The organism is Planktothricoides raciborskii GIHE-MW2 (genome assembly GCF_040564635.1).
Classification (GTDB): domain Bacteria; phylum Cyanobacteriota; class Cyanobacteriia; order Cyanobacteriales; family Laspinemataceae; genus Planktothricoides; species Planktothricoides raciborskii.
Window position 1 is genome coordinate 4,160,003 of the sequence record NZ_CP159837.1, and the last position, 23,242, is coordinate 4,183,244.

The 23,242-nt window shown below is 42.0% G+C and carries 26 protein-coding genes; 21 read left to right on the forward strand and 5 right to left on the reverse strand.

What is annotated here, in order from left to right; all coding sequences use genetic code 11:
• Window positions 1-4: 4 nt before the first annotated feature.
• The 7 genes from ABWT76_RS17790 to ABWT76_RS17820 all read left to right on the forward strand — a co-directional run bounded on the left by ABWT76_RS17790 (window position 5) and on the right by ABWT76_RS17820 (window position 7,699).
• A complete protein-coding gene (locus ABWT76_RS17790) occupies window positions 5-922 on the forward strand; it encodes a hypothetical protein (protein ID WP_354634707.1) in 918 nt (305 codons plus the stop codon).
• Complete coding sequence (locus tag ABWT76_RS17795; RefSeq protein WP_354634708.1) at window positions 919-1,842, forward strand: NAD-dependent epimerase/dehydratase family protein; 924 nt, start codon at window positions 919-921, stop codon at window positions 1,840-1,842. The genes ABWT76_RS17790 and ABWT76_RS17795 overlap by 4 nt, the downstream gene beginning before the upstream one ends.
• Window positions 1,836-3,029 carry a glycosyltransferase family 1 protein gene (locus ABWT76_RS17800; RefSeq protein WP_354634709.1) on the forward strand — a complete coding sequence of 398 codons (1,194 nt, stop codon included), beginning with the start codon at window positions 1,836-1,838 and terminating at the stop codon, window positions 3,027-3,029. Before ABWT76_RS17795 ends, ABWT76_RS17800 begins: the two co-directional genes overlap by 7 nt.
• Window positions 3,030-3,271: 242 nt before the next feature.
• Window positions 3,272-4,477, forward strand: coding sequence for a hypothetical protein (locus tag ABWT76_RS17805; protein WP_354634710.1), 1,206 nt, complete (start codon window positions 3,272-3,274; stop codon window positions 4,475-4,477).
• 81 nt (window positions 4,478-4,558) lie between these two features.
• Window positions 4,559-5,386 carry a glycosyltransferase family 2 protein gene (locus ABWT76_RS17810; protein WP_354634711.1) on the forward strand — a complete coding sequence of 276 codons (828 nt, stop codon included), beginning with the start codon at window positions 4,559-4,561 and terminating at the stop codon, window positions 5,384-5,386.
• Between the two features lie 203 nt (window positions 5,387-5,589).
• A complete protein-coding gene (locus ABWT76_RS17815; protein ID WP_354634712.1) occupies window positions 5,590-6,756 on the forward strand; it encodes a glycosyltransferase in 1,167 nt (388 codons plus the stop codon).
• Between the two features lie 25 nt (window positions 6,757-6,781).
• A complete protein-coding gene (locus ABWT76_RS17820; RefSeq protein WP_354634713.1) occupies window positions 6,782-7,699 on the forward strand; it encodes an NAD-dependent epimerase/dehydratase family protein in 918 nt (305 codons plus the stop codon).
• Here the strand turns inward: ABWT76_RS17820 and ABWT76_RS17825 are convergent.
• The 3 genes from ABWT76_RS17825 to ltrA (ABWT76_RS17835) form a co-directional block, all read right to left on the reverse strand.
• A complete protein-coding gene (locus ABWT76_RS17825) occupies window positions 7,696-7,995 on the reverse strand; it encodes a hypothetical protein (RefSeq protein WP_354634714.1) in 300 nt (99 codons plus the stop codon). The two genes, ABWT76_RS17820 and ABWT76_RS17825, sit on opposite strands and share 4 nt — an antisense overlap.
• 658 nt (window positions 7,996-8,653) lie before the next feature.
• On the reverse strand, window positions 8,654-10,390 hold the full coding sequence (gene ltrA / locus ABWT76_RS17830; protein WP_054466147.1) for a group II intron reverse transcriptase/maturase: 1,737 nt from the start codon (window positions 10,388-10,390) through the stop codon (window positions 8,654-8,656).
• Window positions 10,391-11,037: 647 nt separating this feature from the next.
• Complete coding sequence (ltrA, locus tag ABWT76_RS17835; protein ID WP_354634715.1) at window positions 11,038-12,690, reverse strand: group II intron reverse transcriptase/maturase; 1,653 nt, start codon at window positions 12,688-12,690, stop codon at window positions 11,038-11,040.
• A gap of 800 nt (window positions 12,691-13,490) precedes the next feature.
• On the opposite strand from ltrA (ABWT76_RS17835), the gene ABWT76_RS17840 reads away from it, so the two are divergent.
• From ABWT76_RS17840 to ABWT76_RS17870, 7 genes are all read left to right on the forward strand, one after another.
• Window positions 13,491-13,754, forward strand: a complete 264-nt coding sequence (locus ABWT76_RS17840; protein ID WP_054466146.1) for a hypothetical protein — start codon at window positions 13,491-13,493, stop codon at window positions 13,752-13,754.
• Complete coding sequence (locus ABWT76_RS17845; RefSeq protein WP_054466145.1) at window positions 13,751-14,161, forward strand: type II toxin-antitoxin system VapC family toxin; 411 nt, start codon at window positions 13,751-13,753, stop codon at window positions 14,159-14,161. Before ABWT76_RS17840 ends, ABWT76_RS17845 begins: the two co-directional genes overlap by 4 nt.
• Window positions 14,130-14,309 (forward strand): hypothetical protein, encoded by a 180-nt coding sequence (locus tag ABWT76_RS17850; protein WP_190878772.1) that lies wholly within the window; start codon window positions 14,130-14,132, stop codon window positions 14,307-14,309. Before ABWT76_RS17845 ends, ABWT76_RS17850 begins: the two co-directional genes overlap by 32 nt.
• Window positions 14,310-14,361: 52 nt before the next feature.
• Window positions 14,362-14,613, forward strand: a complete 252-nt coding sequence (locus tag ABWT76_RS17855) for a hypothetical protein (RefSeq protein WP_054466144.1) — start codon at window positions 14,362-14,364, stop codon at window positions 14,611-14,613.
• 147 nt (window positions 14,614-14,760) lie between these two features.
• Window positions 14,761-15,108, forward strand: coding sequence for a type II toxin-antitoxin system RelE/ParE family toxin (locus ABWT76_RS17860; protein WP_199318032.1), 348 nt, complete (start codon window positions 14,761-14,763; stop codon window positions 15,106-15,108).
• 109 nt (window positions 15,109-15,217) lie between these two features.
• A complete protein-coding gene (locus ABWT76_RS17865; RefSeq protein ID WP_190878770.1) occupies window positions 15,218-15,529 on the forward strand; it encodes a HigA family addiction module antitoxin in 312 nt (103 codons plus the stop codon).
• A gap of 160 nt (window positions 15,530-15,689) precedes the next feature.
• Window positions 15,690-15,866 (forward strand): hypothetical protein, encoded by a 177-nt coding sequence (locus tag ABWT76_RS17870; protein WP_190878768.1) that lies wholly within the window; start codon window positions 15,690-15,692, stop codon window positions 15,864-15,866.
• A 20-nt stretch (window positions 15,867-15,886) separates the two neighbouring features.
• On the opposite strand, the gene ABWT76_RS17875 is transcribed toward ABWT76_RS17870, so the two are convergent.
• Window positions 15,887-16,150, reverse strand: coding sequence for a type II toxin-antitoxin system VapB family antitoxin (locus ABWT76_RS17875; protein WP_190878766.1), 264 nt, complete (start codon window positions 16,148-16,150; stop codon window positions 15,887-15,889).
• Between the two features lie 104 nt (window positions 16,151-16,254).
• On the opposite strand from ABWT76_RS17875, the gene ABWT76_RS17880 reads away from it, so the two are divergent.
• From ABWT76_RS17880 to ABWT76_RS17910, 7 genes are all read left to right on the forward strand, one after another.
• A complete protein-coding gene (locus ABWT76_RS17880; protein ID WP_190878764.1) occupies window positions 16,255-16,782 on the forward strand; it encodes a DUF29 domain-containing protein in 528 nt (175 codons plus the stop codon).
• A gap of 166 nt (window positions 16,783-16,948) precedes the next feature.
• Window positions 16,949-17,404, forward strand: coding sequence for a hypothetical protein (locus ABWT76_RS17885; RefSeq protein WP_190883086.1), 456 nt, complete (start codon window positions 16,949-16,951; stop codon window positions 17,402-17,404).
• A gap of 60 nt (window positions 17,405-17,464) precedes the next feature.
• The gene (locus ABWT76_RS17890; RefSeq protein WP_054466138.1) at window positions 17,465-17,893 is read left to right on the forward strand and encodes a DUF29 family protein; all 429 of its coding nucleotides are present in this window, start codon (window positions 17,465-17,467) and stop codon (window positions 17,891-17,893) included.
• Between the two features lie 256 nt (window positions 17,894-18,149).
• The gene (locus tag ABWT76_RS17895) at window positions 18,150-18,404 is read left to right on the forward strand and encodes a type II toxin-antitoxin system Phd/YefM family antitoxin (RefSeq protein ID WP_054466137.1); all 255 of its coding nucleotides are present in this window, start codon (window positions 18,150-18,152) and stop codon (window positions 18,402-18,404) included.
• Complete coding sequence (locus ABWT76_RS17900) at window positions 18,401-18,661, forward strand: Txe/YoeB family addiction module toxin (RefSeq protein WP_054466136.1); 261 nt, start codon at window positions 18,401-18,403, stop codon at window positions 18,659-18,661. The genes ABWT76_RS17895 and ABWT76_RS17900 overlap by 4 nt, the downstream gene beginning before the upstream one ends.
• A 245-nt stretch (window positions 18,662-18,906) precedes the next feature.
• Complete coding sequence (locus tag ABWT76_RS17905) at window positions 18,907-19,944, forward strand: glycosyltransferase family 4 protein (RefSeq protein WP_354634716.1); 1,038 nt, start codon at window positions 18,907-18,909, stop codon at window positions 19,942-19,944.
• A gap of 333 nt (window positions 19,945-20,277) precedes the next feature.
• On the forward strand, window positions 20,278-20,463 hold the full coding sequence (locus ABWT76_RS17910) for a hypothetical protein (RefSeq protein WP_156331692.1): 186 nt from the start codon (window positions 20,278-20,280) through the stop codon (window positions 20,461-20,463).
• 701 nt (window positions 20,464-21,164) lie between these two features.
• Here the strand turns inward: ABWT76_RS17910 and glnA are convergent.
• Window positions 21,165-22,586, reverse strand: coding sequence for a type I glutamate--ammonia ligase (glnA, locus tag ABWT76_RS17915; RefSeq protein ID WP_054468837.1), 1,422 nt, complete (start codon window positions 22,584-22,586; stop codon window positions 21,165-21,167).
• Window positions 22,587-23,242 lie beyond the last annotated feature (656 nt).

Here is a 23,242-nt window from a genome sequence, read left to right on the forward strand (position 1 = left end):
TTGAATGAACTTGATTAATAAACTCAAAAAATATATTATAGCTTCAAAAATCATTTTTTCTAGACTCGATCGCATCCAAAGAGCTTTGGGACGGATTGAGTTAAATCAGCAAGTTTTAATCAATTCAAAAAACATTCAAGATAACGAGTTTCAAGTTTATTCGCAATGGGGAGAAGATGGAATTATTCAATTTTTACTGAGAAATATATATGTTAAAAATCATATTTTTGTTGAGTTTGGAGTTGAAAATTATCAGGAATCTAATACCAGATTTCTTCTAACCCACAATAACTGGTCTGGTTTAGTCATAGATGGTTCATTAGAAAATATTGAATATATAAAATCTGACCGAATATACTGGGCTTACAATCTAAAAGCTGAATGTGCTTTTATTACTACTGAGAATATTAATAATATTTTTACTAAAAATGGTTGCTCAGGAGAAATTGGGTTACTATCAATTGATATTGATGGTAATGACTACTGGGTTTGGGAAGCAATAGAATGTATTAACCCAGCTATTGTAATCTGCGAATATAATAGTTTATTTGGCTGTCACAAGAAAGTCACGATTCCTTACGATGAAAACTTTGTCAGACAGAAAGCTCATTTTTCCTGGATTTATTATGGTGCTTCTATTGCTGCATTAGAACATCTAGGTAAAATTAAAGGTTATTCTTTAGTAGGTTCAAATAGTGGAGGAAATAATGTTTTTTTTGTGAGAAATGATTTGGTTGGTAATTTACCAGTCTATTCTGCTGAATCCGCTTATGTACAAGCTCAGTTTAGAGAGTCTCACGATTATAAAGGAAATTTAAACTTTTTGGATTTTAAGCAAAAATTGGATTTAATTTCTGAGATGCCATTATATGACTTGGACTTAAAGCGAACCATTAAAGTAAAAGACTTGACCAACTTATGAATACTGTTTTAATTACAGGAGCAACAGGCTTTATCGGTCGATATATCGCAAGACAGTTTTTTGATGCAGGTTGGTCAGTGGTCGGACTGGGAACTCGTCCACGGGAAAATGCTCCTAATCAAGCTTTGTCTCATTATTACCAATTGCTCTTACCCTCAAATGAATTAACCCAGATTATTCAGCAAGTACAACCGCAAATTTGTATCCACTGTATCGGTAGGGCGTCAGTAGGGCTTTCTGTAACTGAACCGAATGCTGACTTTAAAACTAGCGTAGAAATTACATTTCAACTATTAAACACTTTACGGCTTTATGCCCCCAACTGTAAGACTATTTATCTGTCTAGTGCTGCGGTCTATGGAAACCCTAATTCTTTGCCGATCGCAGAAACTCACGAAACAAACCCGATTTCTCCTTATGGCTTTCATAAGCTAATCTGCGAACAACTTTGTCAAGAATTCTATAAAATCTATCAATTACCAACAGCAATTGTCAGAATTTTTTCGGCTTATGGTCCAGGCTTAAGACGACAAGTTATTTGGGATATTTGTCATAAATCATTGACTGAATCTATTGTAAAGTTAAAAGGCACAGGAAACGAGAGTCGAGATTTCATTCATGTTATTGATGTAGCTAAGGCAATTCAAACTATTTCAGAATGCTCTCCCTGTCAAGCTGATATTTATAATCTGGCTAGTGGATTAGAAACAAAAATAAAAAAATTACCGGAGTTGATTATCCCTGAACTGGAAAGAAAAATAGAAGTTGAGTTTGATGGAATTGTCCCCACAGGAGATCCGCTGAATTGGCAAGCTAACATTAATCGATTAACAAATTTAGGATTTACACCTGAAGTATCTCTGGAAAGAGGATTGAAAGTTTATGCTCAATGGTGTCGGGCTGAGGTATTAGGATGGTAAAACGTTTTAGAATTGGATTGCTGATGCACAGCCCTCAATGGATGGGTGGCATTATTTATATTCAAAATTTAGTTAAAGCACTTAACTTTTTACCACCAGAAGAACGCCAAACCATAGAAATTTACTTACTGGTTGGGTCTGATATCAAACAAGAATTTTATCAAGACTTGCTGCCTATTGTTGACAAAGTGTGTATAGAAAATTGTCTTAATGCAAATTTATACAATCGCTTGTGTAGAAAGATTGGTCGATTCTTTCCTTTGGTAAGAAATATTATAGGTCGAGGTTTAATTCAAGTAGCCAACAGAGAAAGCTTAAATTTTATATATCCATTGAATATTTTTGGAATTTCTTGGAAATTTTCCTGTGATTACGCAGTCTGGATTCCCGATTTTCAATATAAATATTTCCCTGAATTATTTAAAAACACAAGTAATCTAAATCAAATTTTTGCAGATGTAGCTCAAAAAAAGCTGAAATTGGTTTTAAGCAGCCAAATAGCAGAAAAAGATTTTAAAAAGTTTTTCCCTGATTCAAAACCCAAAACGTTTGTCTTGAATTTTAGAACAATTATACCAGAAGAGTGTTTTGACCGTAAACCAGAATTTGTTATAAAAAAATATGGCCTGCCTGATAAATTTTTTTTGGTTAGCAATCAATTTTGGGTTCATAAAAATCATAGGTTAGTATTTGAATCTTTAGCAATTTTAAAAAATAAGTATAATATATTACCTAATATTGTATGTACTGGGAGCCTTTATGATTCTCGTTCTCCCAGCTATACCAAGAAAATCTTGAAGTATATTCAAGAATCTGGTTTACAGAATCAAATAAAAATTTTAGGATTGATTCCCCGTAACGATCAGATTCAACTAATGCGTCAATGTTTGGCAGTGATTCAACCGTCTCTTTTTGAAGGCTGGAGTACAGTTGTTGAAGATGCGCGTTCTCTCGGAAAAACTCTAATACTCTCAGAGATTCCTGTACATTTAGAACAAAATCCACCTCAAACAATTTTTTTCGATCCCAATTCTGCGGAGGATTTGGCTGATAAAATAACAATGCTTTTACCCAAATTATCTCCTGGCTCTAATTGTCAATTAGAGATAACAAAAGAGATGAATTCAATAAATTATCAGATATTCGCTAAAAATTTTATAAAAATTGCCACACATAATATCATCTAATTTAATAAATGAATATAAAATATTTTTTTGTCAAGGTTAATGATAAATTGAAAAAATGCTACCAATGGTCTGAATTAAAAATCTGGGTTTGCCTCTCCAGTTAATCGGAGAGATTGATTAATTCTCAAACTTGTGACTGGAGGACGGCACATAAGCTTCGCCATTCATCTTGTAGTTAATAATTATAAATCGCTTTTCATATATACTAAATAAGTAATTTTGCATATTGGAAAGATATTCAAATGTTATTCAATAAATTTAAATTAACAAATTTATGGCTTTTAGTTGCATTTATATTTGCGGCTTTGGCAATATCTCCTATATTTATTGTATCTAGAACTAGAAGTATTATTTTTATATTTTGTTTTTTCATATTAGTGATAATTATGAGTAGGCGAAAAAAATTACCTTCTTTTACTGCTCAGATTTTTTATCTATCGTTTTTATTAAGCTCATCTATCTCAGCTATGTACTGGGGTAACTTTAAGTATATGTTCTATCCCTTAATATTGATTATGGGTATTTCTATTATAAAAGTATCAAAAAACAACGAAATAATTTCTTTGGTCAAAATAATAACTTTATTTTTTGTGTTTCTTCTCTCAGGCGCATTGATTGCTTTTGTTTTTGGCTTGCTTGGAGGAGAGCCTTTTTTTTCTTTTCCTAATCCTGATGGACGTCCAAATTTTTTCTACCCATTTTCCCTGAGTAATGCTAACTATTTAGTAGTACAACCATCAGGAATATACGATGAACCGGGTGCATTTTCATTCTTTATATGTTCATTGGCGGCATCAAGACATATTTTGCGAATGAATAAAAGCGTAACATGGTTTATTCTAGGTCTTGGCATGGTTACCTTATCATTTGCTCACGTAGCCTATATGAGCATACATATATTATCAGAAATAATAGAAAAAAGTAGAAATATGAAAATTTTATGGAGAGTTATAGTATCAGTTTTTTTGGTGACATTATTAATCTCTGCAGCATCTAGTGAGATACAAAACAAAATCTATGCTAGATTTTTATATCGCTTTACTTATAGTGATATCTCTGGATTAGCTGGACTGGAGACTAGATACAATTTAACAAATGCTGGAATTGAAATGATTCAAAAAGGCGGGGTGAAAACTCTCTTATTTGGTATCGATCCAAATATTCTTGAAAAAGAGGGGACAAAAGCTGCGGATGCACCACTAGGTCCGATTGAGCAAGGTGGATTATTGGTTTCCTGGCCTCATTATTTGATCATGTTATCGTTATTAACGATTTCTATTTTTGCGATTTTCAAGAATGATCATAAAAGATATTTTATTTGCTTGGGTATAGCTGCTTTATTGTTGCAAAGACCAGTATCAATGGCTACAAGTTATTCATTTTGGTCAGTTTTGCCAATCTTTTTATATTTTAGCAAAACAAAAATAGATATTTATTTACAGAGATAAAAAAATATTCAAAATTAAATAAACGAAAAGTGGTTAACGTAGAGTAAAATATTTTTTCTAACATATATTAGAGTTTGATTTATGATCCACACAGAATTTAATCCATTTTTTACAATTATAACTTCTACTCTCAATGCAGAATCAACGATTAGTCGATGCGTCGAAAGTGTCAAAAATCAAACCTTTAAAAGTTACGAACATATAGTAGTAGATGGAGCTTCAACTGATAACACAGTGACATATATAAAATCGCAATCAGAACATTTCTCAGTTGTGATTTCTGAACCAGATAACGGAATATACGATGCTTGGAATAAAGCACTAGAATACAGACGAGGGCAATGGATACTTTTTTTGGGCGCTGATGATGCTTTGGCGGATAATGAAGTTCTCAAAGATGTCCATGATTTTATAGTAAATATTGAAAAATATTATCGTATTGTTTACGGAAACGTAATTCAATTGCTACCTAACTCGTTTAATTATTTACGCACTGTGGTTCAACCTATAGAATCAATTGGTAAAAATTGGGTAGGTTCAATTTTGGTTATCCCACCTCACCCTGCAACATTTCATCACACATCTTTATTTGAAAATTATGGTAAATTTGATCCAACTTATAAGGTTGTTGGAGATGCTAAGTTATTAATAAGTGTTTTGGCACAAGAGAAACCTATTCACTATAATCGAGTCATTAATAAACATACTTTAGGAGGTATCAGTTCTGAGTTAGGTGTTGACTCTTTTCACGAAACTGTAAGACTTATGTCTGAACTGAAGATTAATGTTCCCCTTTATAGAAAATTAATTGGGTTCTTTAGAGCATACTCTAAGTTATTTGTAAGAATATTGATTGGAGAAAAAAACACAAATTGTCTATTATCTTTTGTGCGCCGTTTTAGCCTTTAAGTGAAACAAGAAAATCAACATAAATTTAATCTATCAAAAAATAAGTTGAGGTCTGAAGTATGCCAACATTAATTTTTTTATTCAAATAATTTGTGTAAATAATAATGTTAAAGTATTAGCAATAAATGATTGGTTTCCAAGATGAAATCAAAATTAATATTTAATAATTAAAAATATCTATATTTATTCTAGAGGTTGATTTTGTGAGTGATATTAAAGTAGTTCAAAGCAATAAAGCCTACTTTCCTTCCACTAATGAGGCGATGGAAGCTTATTTTCCTAGAATTGGTGGTATTGAAATAGTAGTCCAACAATTAGCTGAAGGATTTGCCCAACAATTTAACGATTCAAGTTATGTTGTAACTTGCAGCAAAGACTTCCAAACATATTCTGAAAAGCGAAACGGTGTGTCGATTATATCAACAGGTACATTGGGACGTATTGCATCACTGCCCATTAGTCCCTCATATCCATTTCATCTGCTACAACAAACAGGAGATATTCTTCAGCTTCACGAACCTTTTCTTTTAGGTGGAATGACATACCTAACATTTTTAAAACAAGCAAAAAAACGTTTTAAACGTCTAGTAGTATGGTGGCATAGTGACATTATTCGTCAAAAAGCATTAGCACCCCTTTATACTCCGTTACTAAATGCAGTTTTGCATGAAGCTGATGCAATCATAGTCGCAACTCCCAAACACATAACATCTTCAAAATTTTTAGGTGATTTTTCATCAAAATGTCACGTTGTTCATTATGGAGTAGATATATCAAAGTTTAAAGAGACTCTTGAATCTGAAACTAAAGCTGCCTACTGGCGAGAAAAATATAAAAAACCAATTATCTTATTTACAGGCAGACTGGTTTATTACAAAGGAGTGAAATATTTAGTTTCAGCAATGGAAAATGTACCAGATGCACATCTGATTATTGTGGGAAAAGGACCATTGCGGGAAGAACTAGAAGAAATAGCAGTTAAATGTCCTAATAATGTTTCCTTTATCCCTTTTTTATCTGAAGAAGATTTAATTGCTATGTATAAAGCCTGCGAAATTTTTGTTTTACCATCGGTAGAAAATAGTGAGGGATTTGGAATTGTACAAATTGAGGCAATGTCTTGCGGAAAACCAGTGATTACAACTGACTTGGAAACCGGAGTTACTTATGTTAATCAACATGGAAAAACTGGTTTGGTTGTTCCGAAATGCAATTCGCAGGCTTTGACAGACGCTATTAATGAGTTACTCGCAAATTCTGCGATACGCTCTGAAATGGGTGAGGTGGCTCAATCTCGTGTTATCAAAGAGTTTACCGTTGAAGGAATGGTCGATAAAACTTTAGATGTCTATAATAAAATATTAAGCTAAAAAAAATAACTTTAGCATTTGATATATGGATGTATTCAAGCAAGTAGAACCTATCATATTTACTGGCACTACTTGTCTGCCAGGAAGTTTACTGCTGAAAAAATTAAGTATAGTTAATCCCGGTGGTAAAGTTTTTTGTCTAGTTAGACCGACTAGCGATCGCAGATATATTCAAGAACTAGATTTAAATATAAATTATTTAACTGGGGATAGCTCGGATGTTTCAACTTGGACGAAAATCTTACCCAAGCACAGTCCTAAAACGATAGTTCATATCGCCTCTATTCGCCATATCCCAGCGATTCTTGAAAGTCTGGAAATCTGTCAGCAAACTCCTCACTTAATTGTTATTGGAACGACAGGAGTCTATTCAAAATACAACGAATTTTCGGCCAATTACAAGAAAATTGCTGCTCATCTGCTTGAGTATCGTGGCTCCTGCTGTTTGCTGCAACCAACCATGATATATGGTTCCCACCGAGATAAGAACCTGCATAAACTGATAAAGTTTTGCGATCGCTACGGCTTCTTTCCCGTCTTTGGCGCTGGTGACAACCTCATACAACCAGTTCATGCTGAGGACTTAGCCCAAGCCATCTTAACCGCACTTCAAAGACCCCATATCCAAGGGGCTTATGACCTCTCTGGTGGGACGGTTGTCACCTTCCGAGAACTGCTAACGTTAGTTGGAAAACTACTCGGCAAACCAGTACGCCAGATTTCATTACCCCTCAATGCAGGAGTCTGGTCAGCCACAATTCTAGAAAATATCTTAAAAGAGCGATCGCCCGTTCGTCGCGAACAAATTCTCCGCCTTCAAGAAGACAAAGCCTATCCTCACGATGCTGCCCAACGAGATTTAGACTTTTTCCCCCGCAGCTTAGAAGAAGGTCTGCGTCAAGAGGTAGAGTTAATGCGTAGCCTAGGCATGATTTCCAGTTAGCCATGTATCTTGCGATCGCGATCGCCACCTTGGTCGAAAATCAAAGGGGATGGAGCGTGAATCCAGAAAGAGCTAGACAGGTGCAGGGGGGCAGGAGAGTAGGGGAGCGGGGGGGCAGGGGGGCAGGGGAGCCCGCCATCGGCAGGGGAGCAGGGGACAATAATTTTGTAGGGGCGATCGCGATCGCGCCGTGAATTTTCGCTACCAACGCGCAACCTATTACGCGAATGCTTCGCCCTTTGTCGTGGGGTGTAGGAGTGTAGGGGCGATCGCATTCGCGCCTGGAGTTTTTGCAACAAATCAGCAATATGTTACACGGAAGAGGGCGAAGCATTGGCCAAGATAAATTTGGGTGGGGAGCCAAACATGGTCGTGGCCAATGCTTCGCCCCTACAGGGGATAATAATACAGGGACAATAATTTTGTAGGGGCGACAGCATTCGCGCCGTGAATTTCCGCTACCAACGAGCAACCTGTTACGCGAATGCTTCGCCCTTGCCCTTTGTCGTCGGGTGTAGGGAAGCAGGGGGGCAGGGGCGATCGCATTTGCGCCTTGAATTTTCGCTACCAATCAGCAATCTATTACGCGAAAGAGGGCGGCGTTGCATGACCGTATATAAGTTATCGTTGAGAAGCATAAATTTACTGCGGTCATGCTGTCGCCCCTACAGGGGATAATCATACAGGGGATAATCATACAGGGGACAATAATTTTGTAGGGGCGACAGCATTCGCGCCATGAATTTTCGCTACCAACAAGCCACCTATTACGCGAATGCTTCGCCCTTTACCGTGGGGTGTAGGGGATCCGCCAATCGAGCAGGGGAGCGGGGGAGCGGAGCGGTTATTAGGGGTCGATGGGGGAATCACTTCCCCCACCTCCCATTCAGAACCCAGCGTGCCACTTTCACGGCACTAGGCTCCTACCTATGTTGACCCCTTACATGGGTACGACTACCAGAGTAGCAGTTCTTCTTCCTGATGCCCTTGGGCGCTTCTATCATATCTTGACTTTAAATCGTGACAATGAGCGTGAAGCAATTGCAGGTTTTTGTATTCATCCTTTCCGCCTTGGCTTCTAGGAATGATGTGGTCTACTTCGAGCAGGTCGCTGCTTGTGAAGTATTGCCCGCAATATGGACATTTACCCTTCTGCTTTTTCAGCAGTTTTGCCACTCTTGTGGGGGCTTCAATGTCTTGTCCTCGCCTGGTACTCCAGTAAATCCAGTCGCCATCATACGGGGATTTGTCAGGCTTGACTAAGGTATGTCGTTTGATTTCGACGTCCGCGTGTTTCCATAGTGTTAGTCCGTCTGCTGTGGCAAACGTCCATGTACCATATCGACCCTCGCGATAATACTTGCGTATTGCTTGGGCTTTTTGTTTTCTTCCACGTCTTCTTACTGACCATGCTCTGAGCATTTGCCAAAGGTTGTGGTCTTCTGATGAAAACGTTTCCTTGGCTGCTACCCCTGAGTAGTAGTTTGCCCATCCTTTAATCATTGGGTTTAGTTTTCCAATGAGTCCCGCTTGTGGGGCTGTTTTATGGGTCTTAATGACTACTTTTAAGGCTACATGGTGGGCTTTGATTGCTTTCTTACTTGGTTTAATCAAGGTTTTGAATCCAAGTAGTTCCGATTTGAAGCCACCTGTTTTTCCTGACTTGTGTTTCCCAACTGGGTACTGTCGGATATTGAACCCCAGGAAATCGAATCCGGGGGGTACAGTCAGTTCACTTTCTGGAGTCTTAATATGCTCCAGAGTGTGGCATATCCTGGTTTTCTCCGGCTTCAATTCCAGCCCAACTGGTTGTAACCAAGCTTCGATTGCAGCTTTAGCTCCTAAGATGACCTTTAATTCCGGGTGTAGAACCACAAAATCGTCTGCGTATCGAATGATTCTTGCTGGTGGGTAATTTCCTTTCTTTGGGAACTTTGATTCCACTTCGCGAATCATCCCATCTAGTGCTATATTGGCAAGTAGTGGCGAAATCACCCCACCTTGAGGTGTGCCTGCTACTGGCTTTTCAAAGGCTCCTTTGTCCATAATTCCGGCTTTTAACCAAGCACTAACTTGGCGTCGGATATTTGCTGGACATTGGAGCTTTTTCAGTAAGTAGGTATGATCGATTTTGTCAAAACACTTGGATATATCCGCATCCAAAACATAATTCGGTTTCTTGTTTATCACAAGATATATCCTGGCTACGGCGTCATGTGTTGACCTACCTGGTCTAAAACCATACGAGGTTTCTTCAAATTTAGATTCCCAATATGGCTCTAGTGCCATTTTTACCAATGCCTGACGCGCTCTATCTTCGACTGTAGGTATTCCTAACGGGCGTTTTTCATCCCGTCCGGGTTTTGGTATCCATACTCTGCGGACTGCTTTGGCCTTATTGGTTAGTGACAGTCTGGAGGCCAGACTGAGCCTTTGTACGGGTGTTAGTGATTTTATCCCGTCTACCCCGGCCGTCTTCTTTCCTCTATTGAGTTGGGTTACTTGCCTTACAGCGAGTAGTTTTGCGTAGTATGACTTTAACAGTAGTTTCTGAAGCCTTTTTGCTGTGACATTGTTGCCCTCACTAGCCGCTCTGTAGATTCTCTTTTGGAGCTTGAACACTTTCCGCTGTACTAATTTCCAGGGGATTCCGTTCCATTCCACCATCAACTTTTGTCGTGTTTTGGACATATATACTTCTACTTGAAACTCTACATTTCAACTTAGGCACAGGCTGTCTGCATATACCAGTTGTTAGGCTGGTCTTTGGCTTCTGCACTGTATCTCTCACCCATATGGCTTGCGCTTACACTTATCACTACTTAGGAGTATCGACCTATCCTGAGAGCCAATATGGGCTTTAATTCGTTCCATGGATTTGGGATTATTAGTTTTAGGATGCTGTCCTGTCCCCCTGGGTACTTTGGGATTTCGTTAATACGTGAGGTATAAAACTCCGTATCTTTGTAGGCAACTCATAAAATTTACCTACCCATTCCCCGTGACCTTTTGGTCGCAGCGTATCAACCAGATTTCGCTACTTTATGCTTGAGAGGGTTCCTGTCGAACATTTGCCTTACGGCTGACCTTGACTAATTGGCTCGAAGGGATTCCCTTACTGGTTAAGCGTTACCTCCTTTTCAGCCCGCTTCACACCAGTGAATAGTGAGTCTCCGGGTGGGGCTGATGCCTAACTACCCCTGGTAATTGTTAAATCTTTGTTAAGATTCTTCTTTTTCCAGGAAATCCGGGTAATTGGTCGGGTAAGGTTCAGGGATTACTCCCCTCCCCTCCCCTAAGAACCGGACTTGACACTTTCGCATCATCCGGCTCAAGCCTTATTTCAAGCGATTGGACTTGGATTTGCTGTGTACCTGCTTATGACACGCTTGGTGTAAATGCACAAGGTTTTCAATGTCGTTTTTTCCCCCTTCTGCAACAGGTACTATATGGTGGGTTTCGATTTCCTCCCGGTTGAATAAAGGTTCGCCACAGATAGGGCATTTCCAGTTTTGGTTTTGAGCGATTTTATAATTCCGGGAGTTTTTCTCCCAGTAGCTCTTACCATATTTCTGGTGACGTTTTTCCCAGTATTCCTTGAGGCTCGGATCGTCCGGTGACGCTTCCCCTTTGACCTTTACATGGCGCTCGATTGGGGTGTAAGCTATTGGGTAGAGAATTATTTCTACCTCTTTTCCTCGTCGTTTGTCTGTACCTGTACAGGCAAACGTCCACTTATTGCCTTTTATGGTCTTAAAGTAACGTTTCCGAATCCATTTTGTGTTTTTGTTGGGATGCCGACGCTTCGCCCAACTCCAAAGGTAGTACCACACTCTTGATGAGATGTAGCTGAAGGTTACTTTGCTCACTACCCCTTTGTAGTAGTTAGCAAAACCTCGGAGAATCGGATTTAGCTTTTTAATGACTACTTCCTGTTCACAACCATTCATTGCCTTTATTTCTTCGCCTATCCTTTTACAGAAGGCTAGAACCTTCTTTTTGGATGGTTTGACAAGCAGTTTGCCGTTATAGTGGCGGTGGTTGAAACCGAGAAAGTCAAAGCCGTCTTCTATTGATGTAATAACCGTTTTCTCCGTGCTTAATTCAAGTCCTCTTTCTGATAACCATTGCTGGATTCTGGTCTGGGCTTTTTCAAGACTTCCCTTGTCTCTGGCAGTAACTATAAAGTCGTCTGCATACCGCACAATGCCTAATTTTGAATTGGTGGTTTTAACGAGTTGTTCCAAACCATGCAGTCCAATGTTGGCTAGTAGGGGTGAGATTACCCCTCCTTGCGGTGTTCCCGTCTTTGTGGGGTTGAATTCCCCTTTGAGAACATAGCCAGCTTTTAACCATCTTTGGATTAAATCCCTTTTAGGGAAGTTTCCTAATTGTTTCAAGATGGATTCATGGGCAATGTTATCGAAAAATCCTTTGATGTCAGCTTCTAAAACCCAAGTGTCTCTGCCTTTACAAAGTCTGATAAAACTTTGTTCAATGGCATCTTGACAGCTTCTTCCGGGTCTGAATCCGTAGGAATTTGGCTCAAACACGGGTTCCCATTCGGGTTCTAGTGCGTTCATTACTATTGCCTGTTCGATTCTGTCGCGCAAGGTTGGGATTCCTAGCGGTCGTAACTTTCCGTTTGGCTTTGGTATCATTACCCGTTTGGTTGGGCTTTGAGTTCCGCCTCTCCAGTTGTTTACCAGCTTCACCCTTTGCTCTGGGGTATTGACTATTTCCTTGTCAATTCCTGCCGTTGCTTTTCCTTTATTGGTTTGGGTGATTCTCCTCACTGACAATAGTAAGTTTGCGTGGCTTCTTAACATTAACTTTTGTAGACTTCTCAGTTTACGAAAGTTACCAAGTTTTCTCGCGAGAAAGATTCTTTGACGTAAATTCCTAACCAGCTTGTTGACTTTTCGCCAGTTAATTTGGCTCCAGTCTTCCAGTGGTTTCTTTAGTCCGTTTGTTGCATTTGGTTGCGACATCTAACTTGTCCTCAGATACGGTTTTTATTGTCTGGTCTCTTTCTCATAAGACCCAAGGCAAGTCTGCTGTTCCTTTCGGTCAGGGGCAAATTTTGAACCCCTATCCTCCTTATTACAGGGAGGCTTTCGCTTTTTGCCTCATCCTTTACCCCCCAGAGAGTTCTGCTTTCCTTACGGTCTGCTTACTACGGGATTCGACCTTCCCATAGACTCTGTGGGGTTTACCCTGTTGTATCATTTGGTTGTCCGTTCTCTCGTTAGGTGCTGCCTCTCCTGCGGTGGGGTTTTGATCACACGCCTTGATGAAGAAAAAACATCAAAACCACCCACTTACCTTTTGGTTCGAGCCTGTCAGCCTTATTTGGCTCGTTCCTAAATTACGCAGTTTGAATGACAGTTCATTTTCATTCACCGTTGAGAGACTCCCTCTTGCTCCTAACCGGCTTAGGCTGCTGGCTTCGGCTACGTTCGGGGTCTGCATTCCGCCTGTTTCGTTACCTACTGGGGCGTGACCATACCATTTCTGGTATTTTCCGCGAGGGTAGGGGGTGTGACTCCCCTAGTAGAGCCGGCTCTACTTACCAATTGACCTTTCAGGTCGCACTCTTCCATTTAGGACAACAAATCCACAGTTGCAATGGTCTCGTGACTACGATTTAGGCAGATGCCTGTTAGTTCACTATGTCTATCGGAACCATTACCACGCGCACGTTTCAGGTATTCCCATCTACTTTCCGCGTGAACGAATCGCACTTATGCTATCATAATAGCCAATCAAACTGATAGCATCGGAGTGTAGCATGGCGAATATCAGTGTCCGAGGACTGGAACCGGAAACCCTATCCAAGCTGAAAGCACTGGCAAAAAAAGAAAACACCAGCGTCAATGCCTTAGTCCTGCGTCTGCTCGATCGCGGTGTTGGTCTGGGACAGGAAAAACCCCTCTATCAGCGACATGAAGACCTGAGCGAACTAGCTGGTACTTGGAGCCAAGAGGAAGCAGAGGAATTTGAGGCTAATACCGCTTCCTTTGGCAACATTGACCCAGAGCAATGGCCATTATGAGACCAATTTTGTTGGATACTAATGCTTACAGCGACTTTATGCAGGGCGTGGCCGATATCGTGGAAATCATCGCCTTAGCCGATCGCATTTACCTCAGCAGTACCGTCTTGGGAGAACTATTGAGCGGATTTGCCGTGGGAAAACGAGAAGCACAAAACCGCTTGGAACTGACAAAGTTTCTCCGTTCACCACGGGTCGAGATTTTATCGATAACAGACAGCACAGCCGATTTTTATGCCACGATTTACGCCAACTTACGTCGTAAAGGCCGACCCATCCCAACCAATGATATGTGGATTGCGGCCAGTGCGATGGAATGCGGCGCAATCCTCATCACGCGAGACCAACATTTTGCCCATATTGAAAACCTTCGCCTTGGGCAAACAGCCGCAGACATTATGCCATAAATTAAATTGCGATATTGCATCCGCAACGCGATCGCGATATTGCATCCGCAACGCCCCAAGCGATCGCCTCCTAGGTGTCCTCGTCGTGGATAGCAGCAAAATCCGCAATACCCTAGGCTACATTAAAATTATGGCGATATCATCATAGTAAACGTCATCCAAAACTTGCCCTTCTGCACCTTCCATAAATGAGCCTATAAATGAATATTTCCCAACTTCAAGCTCTAGTTAAATACGTTTCCAATGCCCAAGGAGAAAAAACTGAAGTAATTATTCCCATCGCAGTTTGGAACAGTTTGTTGCAAAAAATCACTTCTATCGAACTCTATTCAACCCCCAGTGGACTCAGCCCCGTTGATGAAAATGAGCCAAAAACTCAGATTATAGCTGACTTACAAGAGTCTATTCGCGCAGCCAAAGCCGGAGAAACTTACCCAATTTCCCAATTATGAGTGAATGTTAACCAGCGCAGGGCGAATTTTTAACTGGCCATATTTTACCACTCCGTAAGCAATAAATTCAGTTATTAAGTAGGTGAACATAATTAATTGCACTTTTCGTTCCCCGCCGATAGACTGTGGATTCCCGCATTCGCGGGAATGACAGTTTTTCTTGTGATATGGTCTCTGGTGCATTTATTTCTGCCCACCTACTTAACAATGATTAAAGATTTTAAAAATAAAAGATTAGCCGCATTTTTTAGAGAGGGCAATAACAAAGGAATACCCAAAGAATTTGAGAAAAGAATTAGAGTTAGGCTGGAAGCGCTCGACTCAGCATCATGCCTAGACGACTTGAAAATTCCTGGATACAATCTACATGAACTCAAAGGCGACAGAAAAGAAACTTGGTCTATTGCTTTATCGGGAAATTGGCGCATCACTTTTAAGTTTGAACAGGGCAAGGGCGAAGCATTCGGACAGAACACTTTTCTTTTTGTGTCATAAATTGTCGCCAGAATGCTTCGCCCCTACAACCAACAACAAACAACAAACAACAACCAACAACCAACAAACAACAAGCAACAAACAACAAACAACAAACAACTAATATATCATGCAAAACCTAGAAAATATCGTCAATAACAGACTTAAAAGACCCGCTCATCCAGGGGAAGTTCTGGCAGACATTTTAGATGATTTACAAATCACTGAAGCTGAATTTGCCAAAGCTTTAAATGTATCCGCAGAGACAGTTAATGAAATAATAGATGGCAAAAAAGCCATTACCATAGACCTAGCAATTCGTCTGGGTAAAGCCTTGGGTAATGGCCCGCAACTTTGGTTAAATCTTCAGCAAAAAATTGATATTTGGGATGCCATGACCGTCAATCAAGAACAGTATGAAAAAGTTCATGCAATTGTTTAGGGCAGGGATTTCTTATATTAAAGCAGACTCGCAAATGCTTCGCCCTTGCCCTTTGCCGTGGGATGTAGGGTGTGGGGTCAGAAACCGGGTTTCTAGAAAATTTGGGGTGGGTGGCGACAATTTTGGCCAGAAACCCGGTTTCTCAAGTTAACCCAGAGCAATGGCCATATTGAAAACCTTCGCCTTGGGCAAACACCCGCTGACATTATGCCCTAAATTAAATTGCGATCGCCTCCAGCACCCTGCGGGATATTGCATCCGCAACGCCGAAGCGATATTGCATCCGCAACGTGAAAGCGATCGCCGATGTATCGATCGTCATCACGAAGGCAAGTAGGGGCGAACGGCCGTTCGCCCCTACACATCATAACCGAGAATCTCATCCATATTGCTGGGATCGCAATCTGGCAAAGCCGCACAGCGCAAAGAAATCTCCGTCAACCGCTGCTCCAATAAAGCAGACTTTGGCGATCGCGAAGCGGCGCGGAGGCAATCGTCTTGGGTTTTTGCTTGAATTAAAGCCCGTTCAACCGCCATCTTCACCGCTGCGGTCAGACTTAACCCAGTTAGCTGGGCTAATTCCTTAATCATGGCATGAACATCAGGGTCTTTAGTATTCATCCCCCTTGTCAATACCTCGGTATAAAAGTTATACCATGATACCCTGATACAATAAAATCAGCCCCTTGTCCCGGACAGATTTCAAAATAAATTGTGGGATAAAAATGAAACCAACATTACCCTTATACGACACAGACTATCAACTTTGCTTAGAGCAAACGATAGCGCATCCGCGCCGCTTCGCGAACGCCCAGTTGGAAACCCAGGATTTCAGCCATATCGACCTAGAGAATTTAATTGAGGAGATAAAAAGTTTGGGAAAGAGAGACAAACGGGCTATCTGTAGCTATCTCATGCGACTGTGCGAACACTTGCTCAAAGTCAAATATTGGCAACAAGAACGAGAAACTTGTATCCAAATTAGAAACCGGGTTTCTTGCTTAAATCTTTGTGAAGAAACAGAAATGCTGCTAGAAACCCGGTTTCTTAATATTAGAAATTTTCGCTTGCAGATTCAACTCATCCTCAAAGATAGTCCCAGTCTCAAAAACTATCTCCAGGAAAATTTTATTCAGGAATATCAAAATGGCAGGAAACTATTTCTCGATGCCACAGGGATGAAATCAGATATGATTCCCGCAGAGCCCGGTTTTAACCTAGAGCAAGTTCTGGATGAAAACTGGCTACCCTAGGGCGTTGGTTCAAGGGACAAGAAACCGGGTTTCTTTAGACTATCTCTGTCACCCCACCAAAACTATAATAGAAACCCGGTTTCTACCCCGTTTCTAAATCAGCAACCTGTTGCGCGGAATAGGGCTTTCGCATTGGCCAAGATAAATTTGGGTGGGGATACAAGCATTGTCGTGGCCAATGCTGTCGCCCCTACAGAGGATAATAAGAAAGAGAAAAGAGGAAAGAGAAAAGAGAAAAGGGGAAAGAGGGGCGATCGCGCCAGCCGTTCTCGCTACCAATCAGCAACCTGTTACGCGAATGCTTCGCCCGACGCTGCAAAGGGCTTTCGCATTGGCCAAGATAAATTTGGGAGGGGATACAAATATTGTCGTGGCCAATGCGAAAGCCCCTACAGAGGATAATAAGAAAGAGAAAAGAGGAAAGAGAAAAGAGGAAAGAGAAAAGAGAAAAGGGGAAAGAGGGGCGATCGCGCCAGCCGTTCTCGCTACCAATCAGCAACCTGTTACGCGAATGCTTCGCCCGACGCCGTGGGGTGGGTGTGGGGGCGACGGGTTGCTTAAATCTTGCTTAAATCGGGGGGCGATCGCGATTTACTGCTGCATCATCACCAAGATTTGGTGAAAAAACCAGGCTTCTCAGATTCGCGGTAAAATAGGACTAAACCTTGACAGCCATAAGATTATGGAAGAATTGCTAACCCTCAAAGAACGACTTTTGTGTGGAGACATTTCGGGAGCATTAGTCATCGTAGAAGAACTAGAAGAAATGAGCCGTGACGACAAAATTAATAACATTAGAAGTTATGCGGTTATCCTGCTATTACACTTAATCAAACGAAAGGCCGAAAATCGCACAACTCGCTCGTGGGATGTCTCAATTCGCAACAGCGTTCGGGAAATTCAGGAGAAAAACAAGCGCCGGAAAGCAGGTGGCTATTATCTGACATCAGAAGATTTGCTCGACACTCTAGAAGTAGCCTATCCAATGGCAATCGATCGCGCCTCCTTAGAAGTAGCCGAAGGAATTTACGATCCTGATACGTTAGAAACCCTAGTCAACCGGGAAGAAATTATTGAGCAAGCACTGGCATTAATTGCCCCAGGAACCTAATTCGCATAGGGGACTGCTGGGGTGTAGCAACAGGTTTCTCGGATATCGCAGGAAGGAAGATCGCTTCATAAGTGTGATCGCCTACGGCAACGCGATCACGAAGCTGTGCGGATGCACTATCGCTCCCTCTCAACACCCCAACCATCGATCGCCTCCTGGGTTCCCTCGTCGTGGATAGCAGCAGAATCCACAATACTGCATACAGTATAGGATTTAGTGTTACTTTGATGATAGCTAATGGTTTAACTAAATCAACATGAAAGCAATTACCAGCAACCAAGCCAAGCAAGAATTAGATGAAATCATCGAGCAAGTTATCCTTGATGTGGAACCAACCATTTTATGTAGCGATCGAGGTCAACAAGCTGTTTTAATGTCTTTAGATGAATTTAACTCTTGGCAAGAAACCATCTATTTACTATCAAATCCAGCCAATGCAGAACATCTATTAGAATCAATCAAACAGGCCAAATCCGGTAAAAAATCTGTTAGAGAATTGCTTGACGAATGAAAATCAGTTTTACGGAAGCCTCTTGGTCAGACTATCTCTGGCTACAAGCAAACGAGCAAAAACTCTTAAAAAGGGTGAATTTACTAATTAAAGATATAATTATAACTCCATTTGGAGGGATTGGCAAGCCTGAACCTCTCAAGGGTAATTTATCAGGATATTGGTCAAGGCGGATTAATACTGAACATCGTTTAGTCTATGGCATTTCTGAGGAAGAAATAACCATTATTTCTTGTAAATTTCACTATGAGAAATAAATGAAACCGATATGTAGGGGCGACAGCATTCGCGCCATATTCTTGATAACTAATCAGCAATATTTTATATGCAAAATATGGCGGCGAAGCATTGGCCAAGATAAATTTGGGTGGGGATACAAATATTGTAGTGGCCAATGCTGTCGCCCCTACAACGTTTGTATCCTTACCAGTATGATGACCGTAGGAACATCGTCTTCCCCTGTCCTCTCATCTATAGGGATTCTCAAACCAGCCCCCCATCCATGCTCCAACTCCTAATTCTATCTCTTATCACCTTCCTCCTCAGCCTCCTAACCACAGGCTGGGTCAAACAACGCTTCCGCCAAAACCTCCTGGATATCCCCAACGATCGCAGTTCCCACAGCCAGCCCACCCCACGGGGCGGCGGCTTAGGCTTCATCATCGCCTTTGCCTCCATTAGCATACTTACACCTATTTTGTCAAGTTATTTTCCTAAAATTTTCCCAAATAATATATTACAGATAACAGCTTCATCACAAATATTAAACATTTGGCTCATTCTCACGCCCCTAGCCATCATCGGCATCATTGACGACCAGAGGAACGTCCCCGCCAGTATCCGCTACCTAGTCCAACTCACCGCAGCGGGTATTGCCCTTTTCTGTTTTGGCCCCTTTCCGCAACCGTGGCTAACCAGTTTCGGACTTCCCGGACAAATCATCGCCTACACCCTTACCGCGATCGCCATCACCGCCCTGATTAACTTCTACAACTTCATGGACGGTCTGGACGGTCTAGTAGCCGGAGTCACCGCAGTGCAACTAGGATTTTTCGCCCTCTACCTCAACCAACCCGTCTGGTGGCTACTTGCTGCTGCCCTCCTAGGCTTTCTGTGGTGGAACTGGTCCCCCGCCAAAATCTTCATGGGCGATGTGGGCAGTACCGTATTAGGTGCAGCGGTGGTTATCCCGATGCTAAATACTGACAACCCAACCCAAGCCTGGACAGCGATCGCCATCACCCTACCCCTCACCGCTGACGCCATTTATACCCTGATTCGCCGTCTGATGCGTAGAGAAAACATCTTCAAAGCCCACCGCAGCCATTTATATCAAAGATTGCAGCAATCCGGCTGGACTCATGCCCAAGTTGCCAGTACCTATATTGGCTGTACAGTGCTAATTGCCCTGAGCATTCTGGGGTGGGGGGCAATGGGGGCTGGGATAGGTTTAGCCCTGGTGGTAGTGGGAATGGTCGGGGGAGAAGTGTATTTGGGCAGGGGAGCGGAGGAGCGGAGGAGCGGAGGAGCAGGGGTGTAGGGGAGCCACCAATCGAGCGGGGGTGTAGGGGCGATCGCATTGCCCACGATCATATTTGGATGCCGAAAATTTTGATTGGCTAATGCGAAAGCCCTCTTCTTCACGGGTGGGGAGTCTTAACCGGTTTCTCAAACATATGTTGGGTTGAGGGACGAAACCCAACCACCTAGCCGCGATCGGGTCAGAAACCCGGTTTCTCATAGAAAATCTGGGGTTTTGGCGAGAATTCTGATCGGAAACCCGGTTTCTCAAGTGGAACCCTCCCCAGCCTCCGCTCTCATCTGATTCAGGGAAACACGGTTAAATACCAGTGAGTTTGTCAGACAGGGCTAAGTGGGTAATCGTAATGGTGCGATCGCCTCATCTCCTCGGCTTAGTCAACAACAATATCCGCCAAATGGCGTAGAAGAATTACGCCATTTGGCGGATGCTTTTCCCCGCTCTAGGGTAGAAAATGAATCCATTGAATCGAGAAATTCATTGAAGTTCCCTGGTATAAGCCATCGCCCGGTCATTTGATCGGGTTTTTTGTTTGTGGCCTTCAAGAATATACGCCAAATGGCGTAATTCGTCTACGCCATTTGGCGGATGTTTTTCTCACGCTTTAAAGGAGACAAAATCCACTGGAAAAGATTCTGGCAACGATTCTATAGTTATTTCAATTGTGCGACTCGGAAGAGCGCAAAAGCGGAGGCTGATGGGGTTTCCCCCAGGTTGGACGGTCGTCGAGGGAGAGTCCTTGGTAACGCCGTTGTCCCCGCGATCGCCGAATGGATCGGCAGAAAAACTCTAGAAATAGAATCTATGGGATAATTTCTAAAAATGCCAAAAATTAGGGACAAAATCCACTGGAAACTATTAGACAATTCTGGCAAAATTATCGCTCCCGTCCCCCTTTTTAAGCTATGCCTTACTCACATATTTCTTAACAATCGAGAAAGCATAGCCTGCCTGGGTTTGAGCGTGGTTACGAAACTTAACACATATTTAGGGTGGTGAGAATCCCGCGCTCAAGCAAATCTGGCTAAACTATAACTTAAAAAGGGGGGTTGGGGGGATCGATCCGTCCTGTTTGCCAGAATTGTCTATTCTATTCTATTATTCTATTTTCAAAAAAACCGTTTTCAGTCACCATTTACCAGAAAAAAACCGCCACTAATGAAAGTGGCGGTGCAATCAATCAATCAATCATTCTCACTCTAATTAGACTCTCACTCTAATTACACATCGTAATAGAGGGCAAACTCGTAGGGGTGTGGACGCAGACGCATGGGGTTAACTTCATTATCCAACTTGTACTCAATCCAAGTCGTAATCATATCTTCCGTAAATACCCCAGTCCGGGTCAAGAACTCGTGATCTTCTTCCAGGGCTTTCAGGGCATCGAGCAGAGAACCTGGAGTAGAGGGGATTTTCGCCAATTCTTCAGGGCTGAGGTCATAGATATCCACATCTAAAGGCTCCCCAGGATCGATCTCATTCTGAATCCCATCAATCCCCGCACAAAGCATGGCCGCAAAAGCCAGGTAAGGATTAGAAGTGGCATCAGGACAACGGAACTCAAACCGTTTCGCCTTGGGATTACTGCCAGACAGAGGGATCCGCACCGCCGCCGAACGGTTGCCTTTAGAATAAGCCAAGTTCACTGGAGCTTCAAAACCAGGCACCAAGCGCTTGTAGGAATTCGTCGTCGGGTTGGTAATGGCCAACAATGCGGGAGCGTGCTTCAGGATACCACCGACGTAGTGCAGAGCAGTTTTGCTCAAGTTGGCATAACCATCGCCCCAGAACAAAGGTGTGCCTGCTTTCCAAATCGACTGGTGAGTGTGCATCCCCGAACCATTATCGTTAAACAAAGGCTTGGGCATGAATGTCACGGTCTTGCCATATTTCTTGGCCACGTTCTTAATGACATATTTATAAGTCATTAAATAGTCAGCGGCTTGGACTAATGGGGCAAACTTAATCCCTAATTCGTTTTGGCCGCCAGTAGCCACTTCATGGTGATGCTTCTCAATGGGAACGCCGCATTTGGCCATCGTGAGCAGCATTTCCGTCCGAATATCTTGCTGAGTATCGGTCGGTGCCACTGGGAAATAGCCTTCTTTGTAGCGAGGCTTGTAGCCCAGGTTGCCACCTTCTTCTTCTTTCCCAGAGTTCCAACGCCCTTCTACGCTATCAACGTAGTAAAAAGCTTTGTTCTCGGTTTGGTCAAAGCGAACACTGTCAAAGAGGAAAAACTCCGCTTCCGGGCCAAAGAAAGCAGTATCACCAATCCCGGTAGAAAGCAGATAATCATAAGCCTTCTGAGCAATGGTGCGGGGGCAGCGACTGTACCATTCGCCAGTCCGAGGCTCTTTGATACTGCAAATCATGCTCAGAGTTGGTTCGGCATAGAATGGGTCGATCCAAGCTGTTGTCGGATCGGGAACCATTGACATATCGGATTCGTTGATTGCTTTCCAACCCCGGATACTGGATCCATCAAAGGCCACGCCTTCGGTGAAAGCATCTTCGTCAATCAAATCTTTGTAAAACGAGCAATGTTGCCAGATTCCTGGCATATCGATAAACTTAAGATCGATAATTTTAATGTTTTGTTCGCGAATTAGGTTTAAGACTTCTTGAGGCGTCTCAGGCATAGCTAAATCCCTGTATCTTCAGTGAGGTTTGACTCCCTATTCAGGAGTAAGTGAGCAAAGGCGGTGTTTTTTACCATTAGATAGATCCGTAGTGTATTAAGCTAGATTTCGATCTCAACTACTCCTGTCAAACAACGGAATCAGATATTCTATCTAGCTGCTGTTGTACTGAATATGTGTACAGAATGTCTATAAGTCATTTTTGTGGTCACATAACGCAACTTGGCTGTGTATCATTCCCAGATCCTAAATTTGGTGCTTTAGGAGATCGCTCGTATAGGGCAACTGCCGCCTTTCAGTTCATTTTTGGTTTCGATGATCCCTGCATCAGATTAGAACAAGCTTTGAGAATTTCTGTATCCATTGTTACAAATTTGTTCCCCGATCCGTACAACAGCTTTACAACGTTGATTGGATTTAATCACAGATTTCCTTATGGGTACATAGAGAAAAGATTAAGAAATCTCCTCAAGCCTCCGATAAGGCTCAGGGAATGTTGACGAGTTCGAGAAACTAAATGCATAAACGCCACTCAAGTTAGGCATTTTTCCGGGAATCGATTTGTAGTAAACTATTGTCTACTGTATTTCTGATGACCCAAGCACATAAATCGGGATTCTCTCGGATCCTTAACTTTGCTAAGTTTTATTACCTAT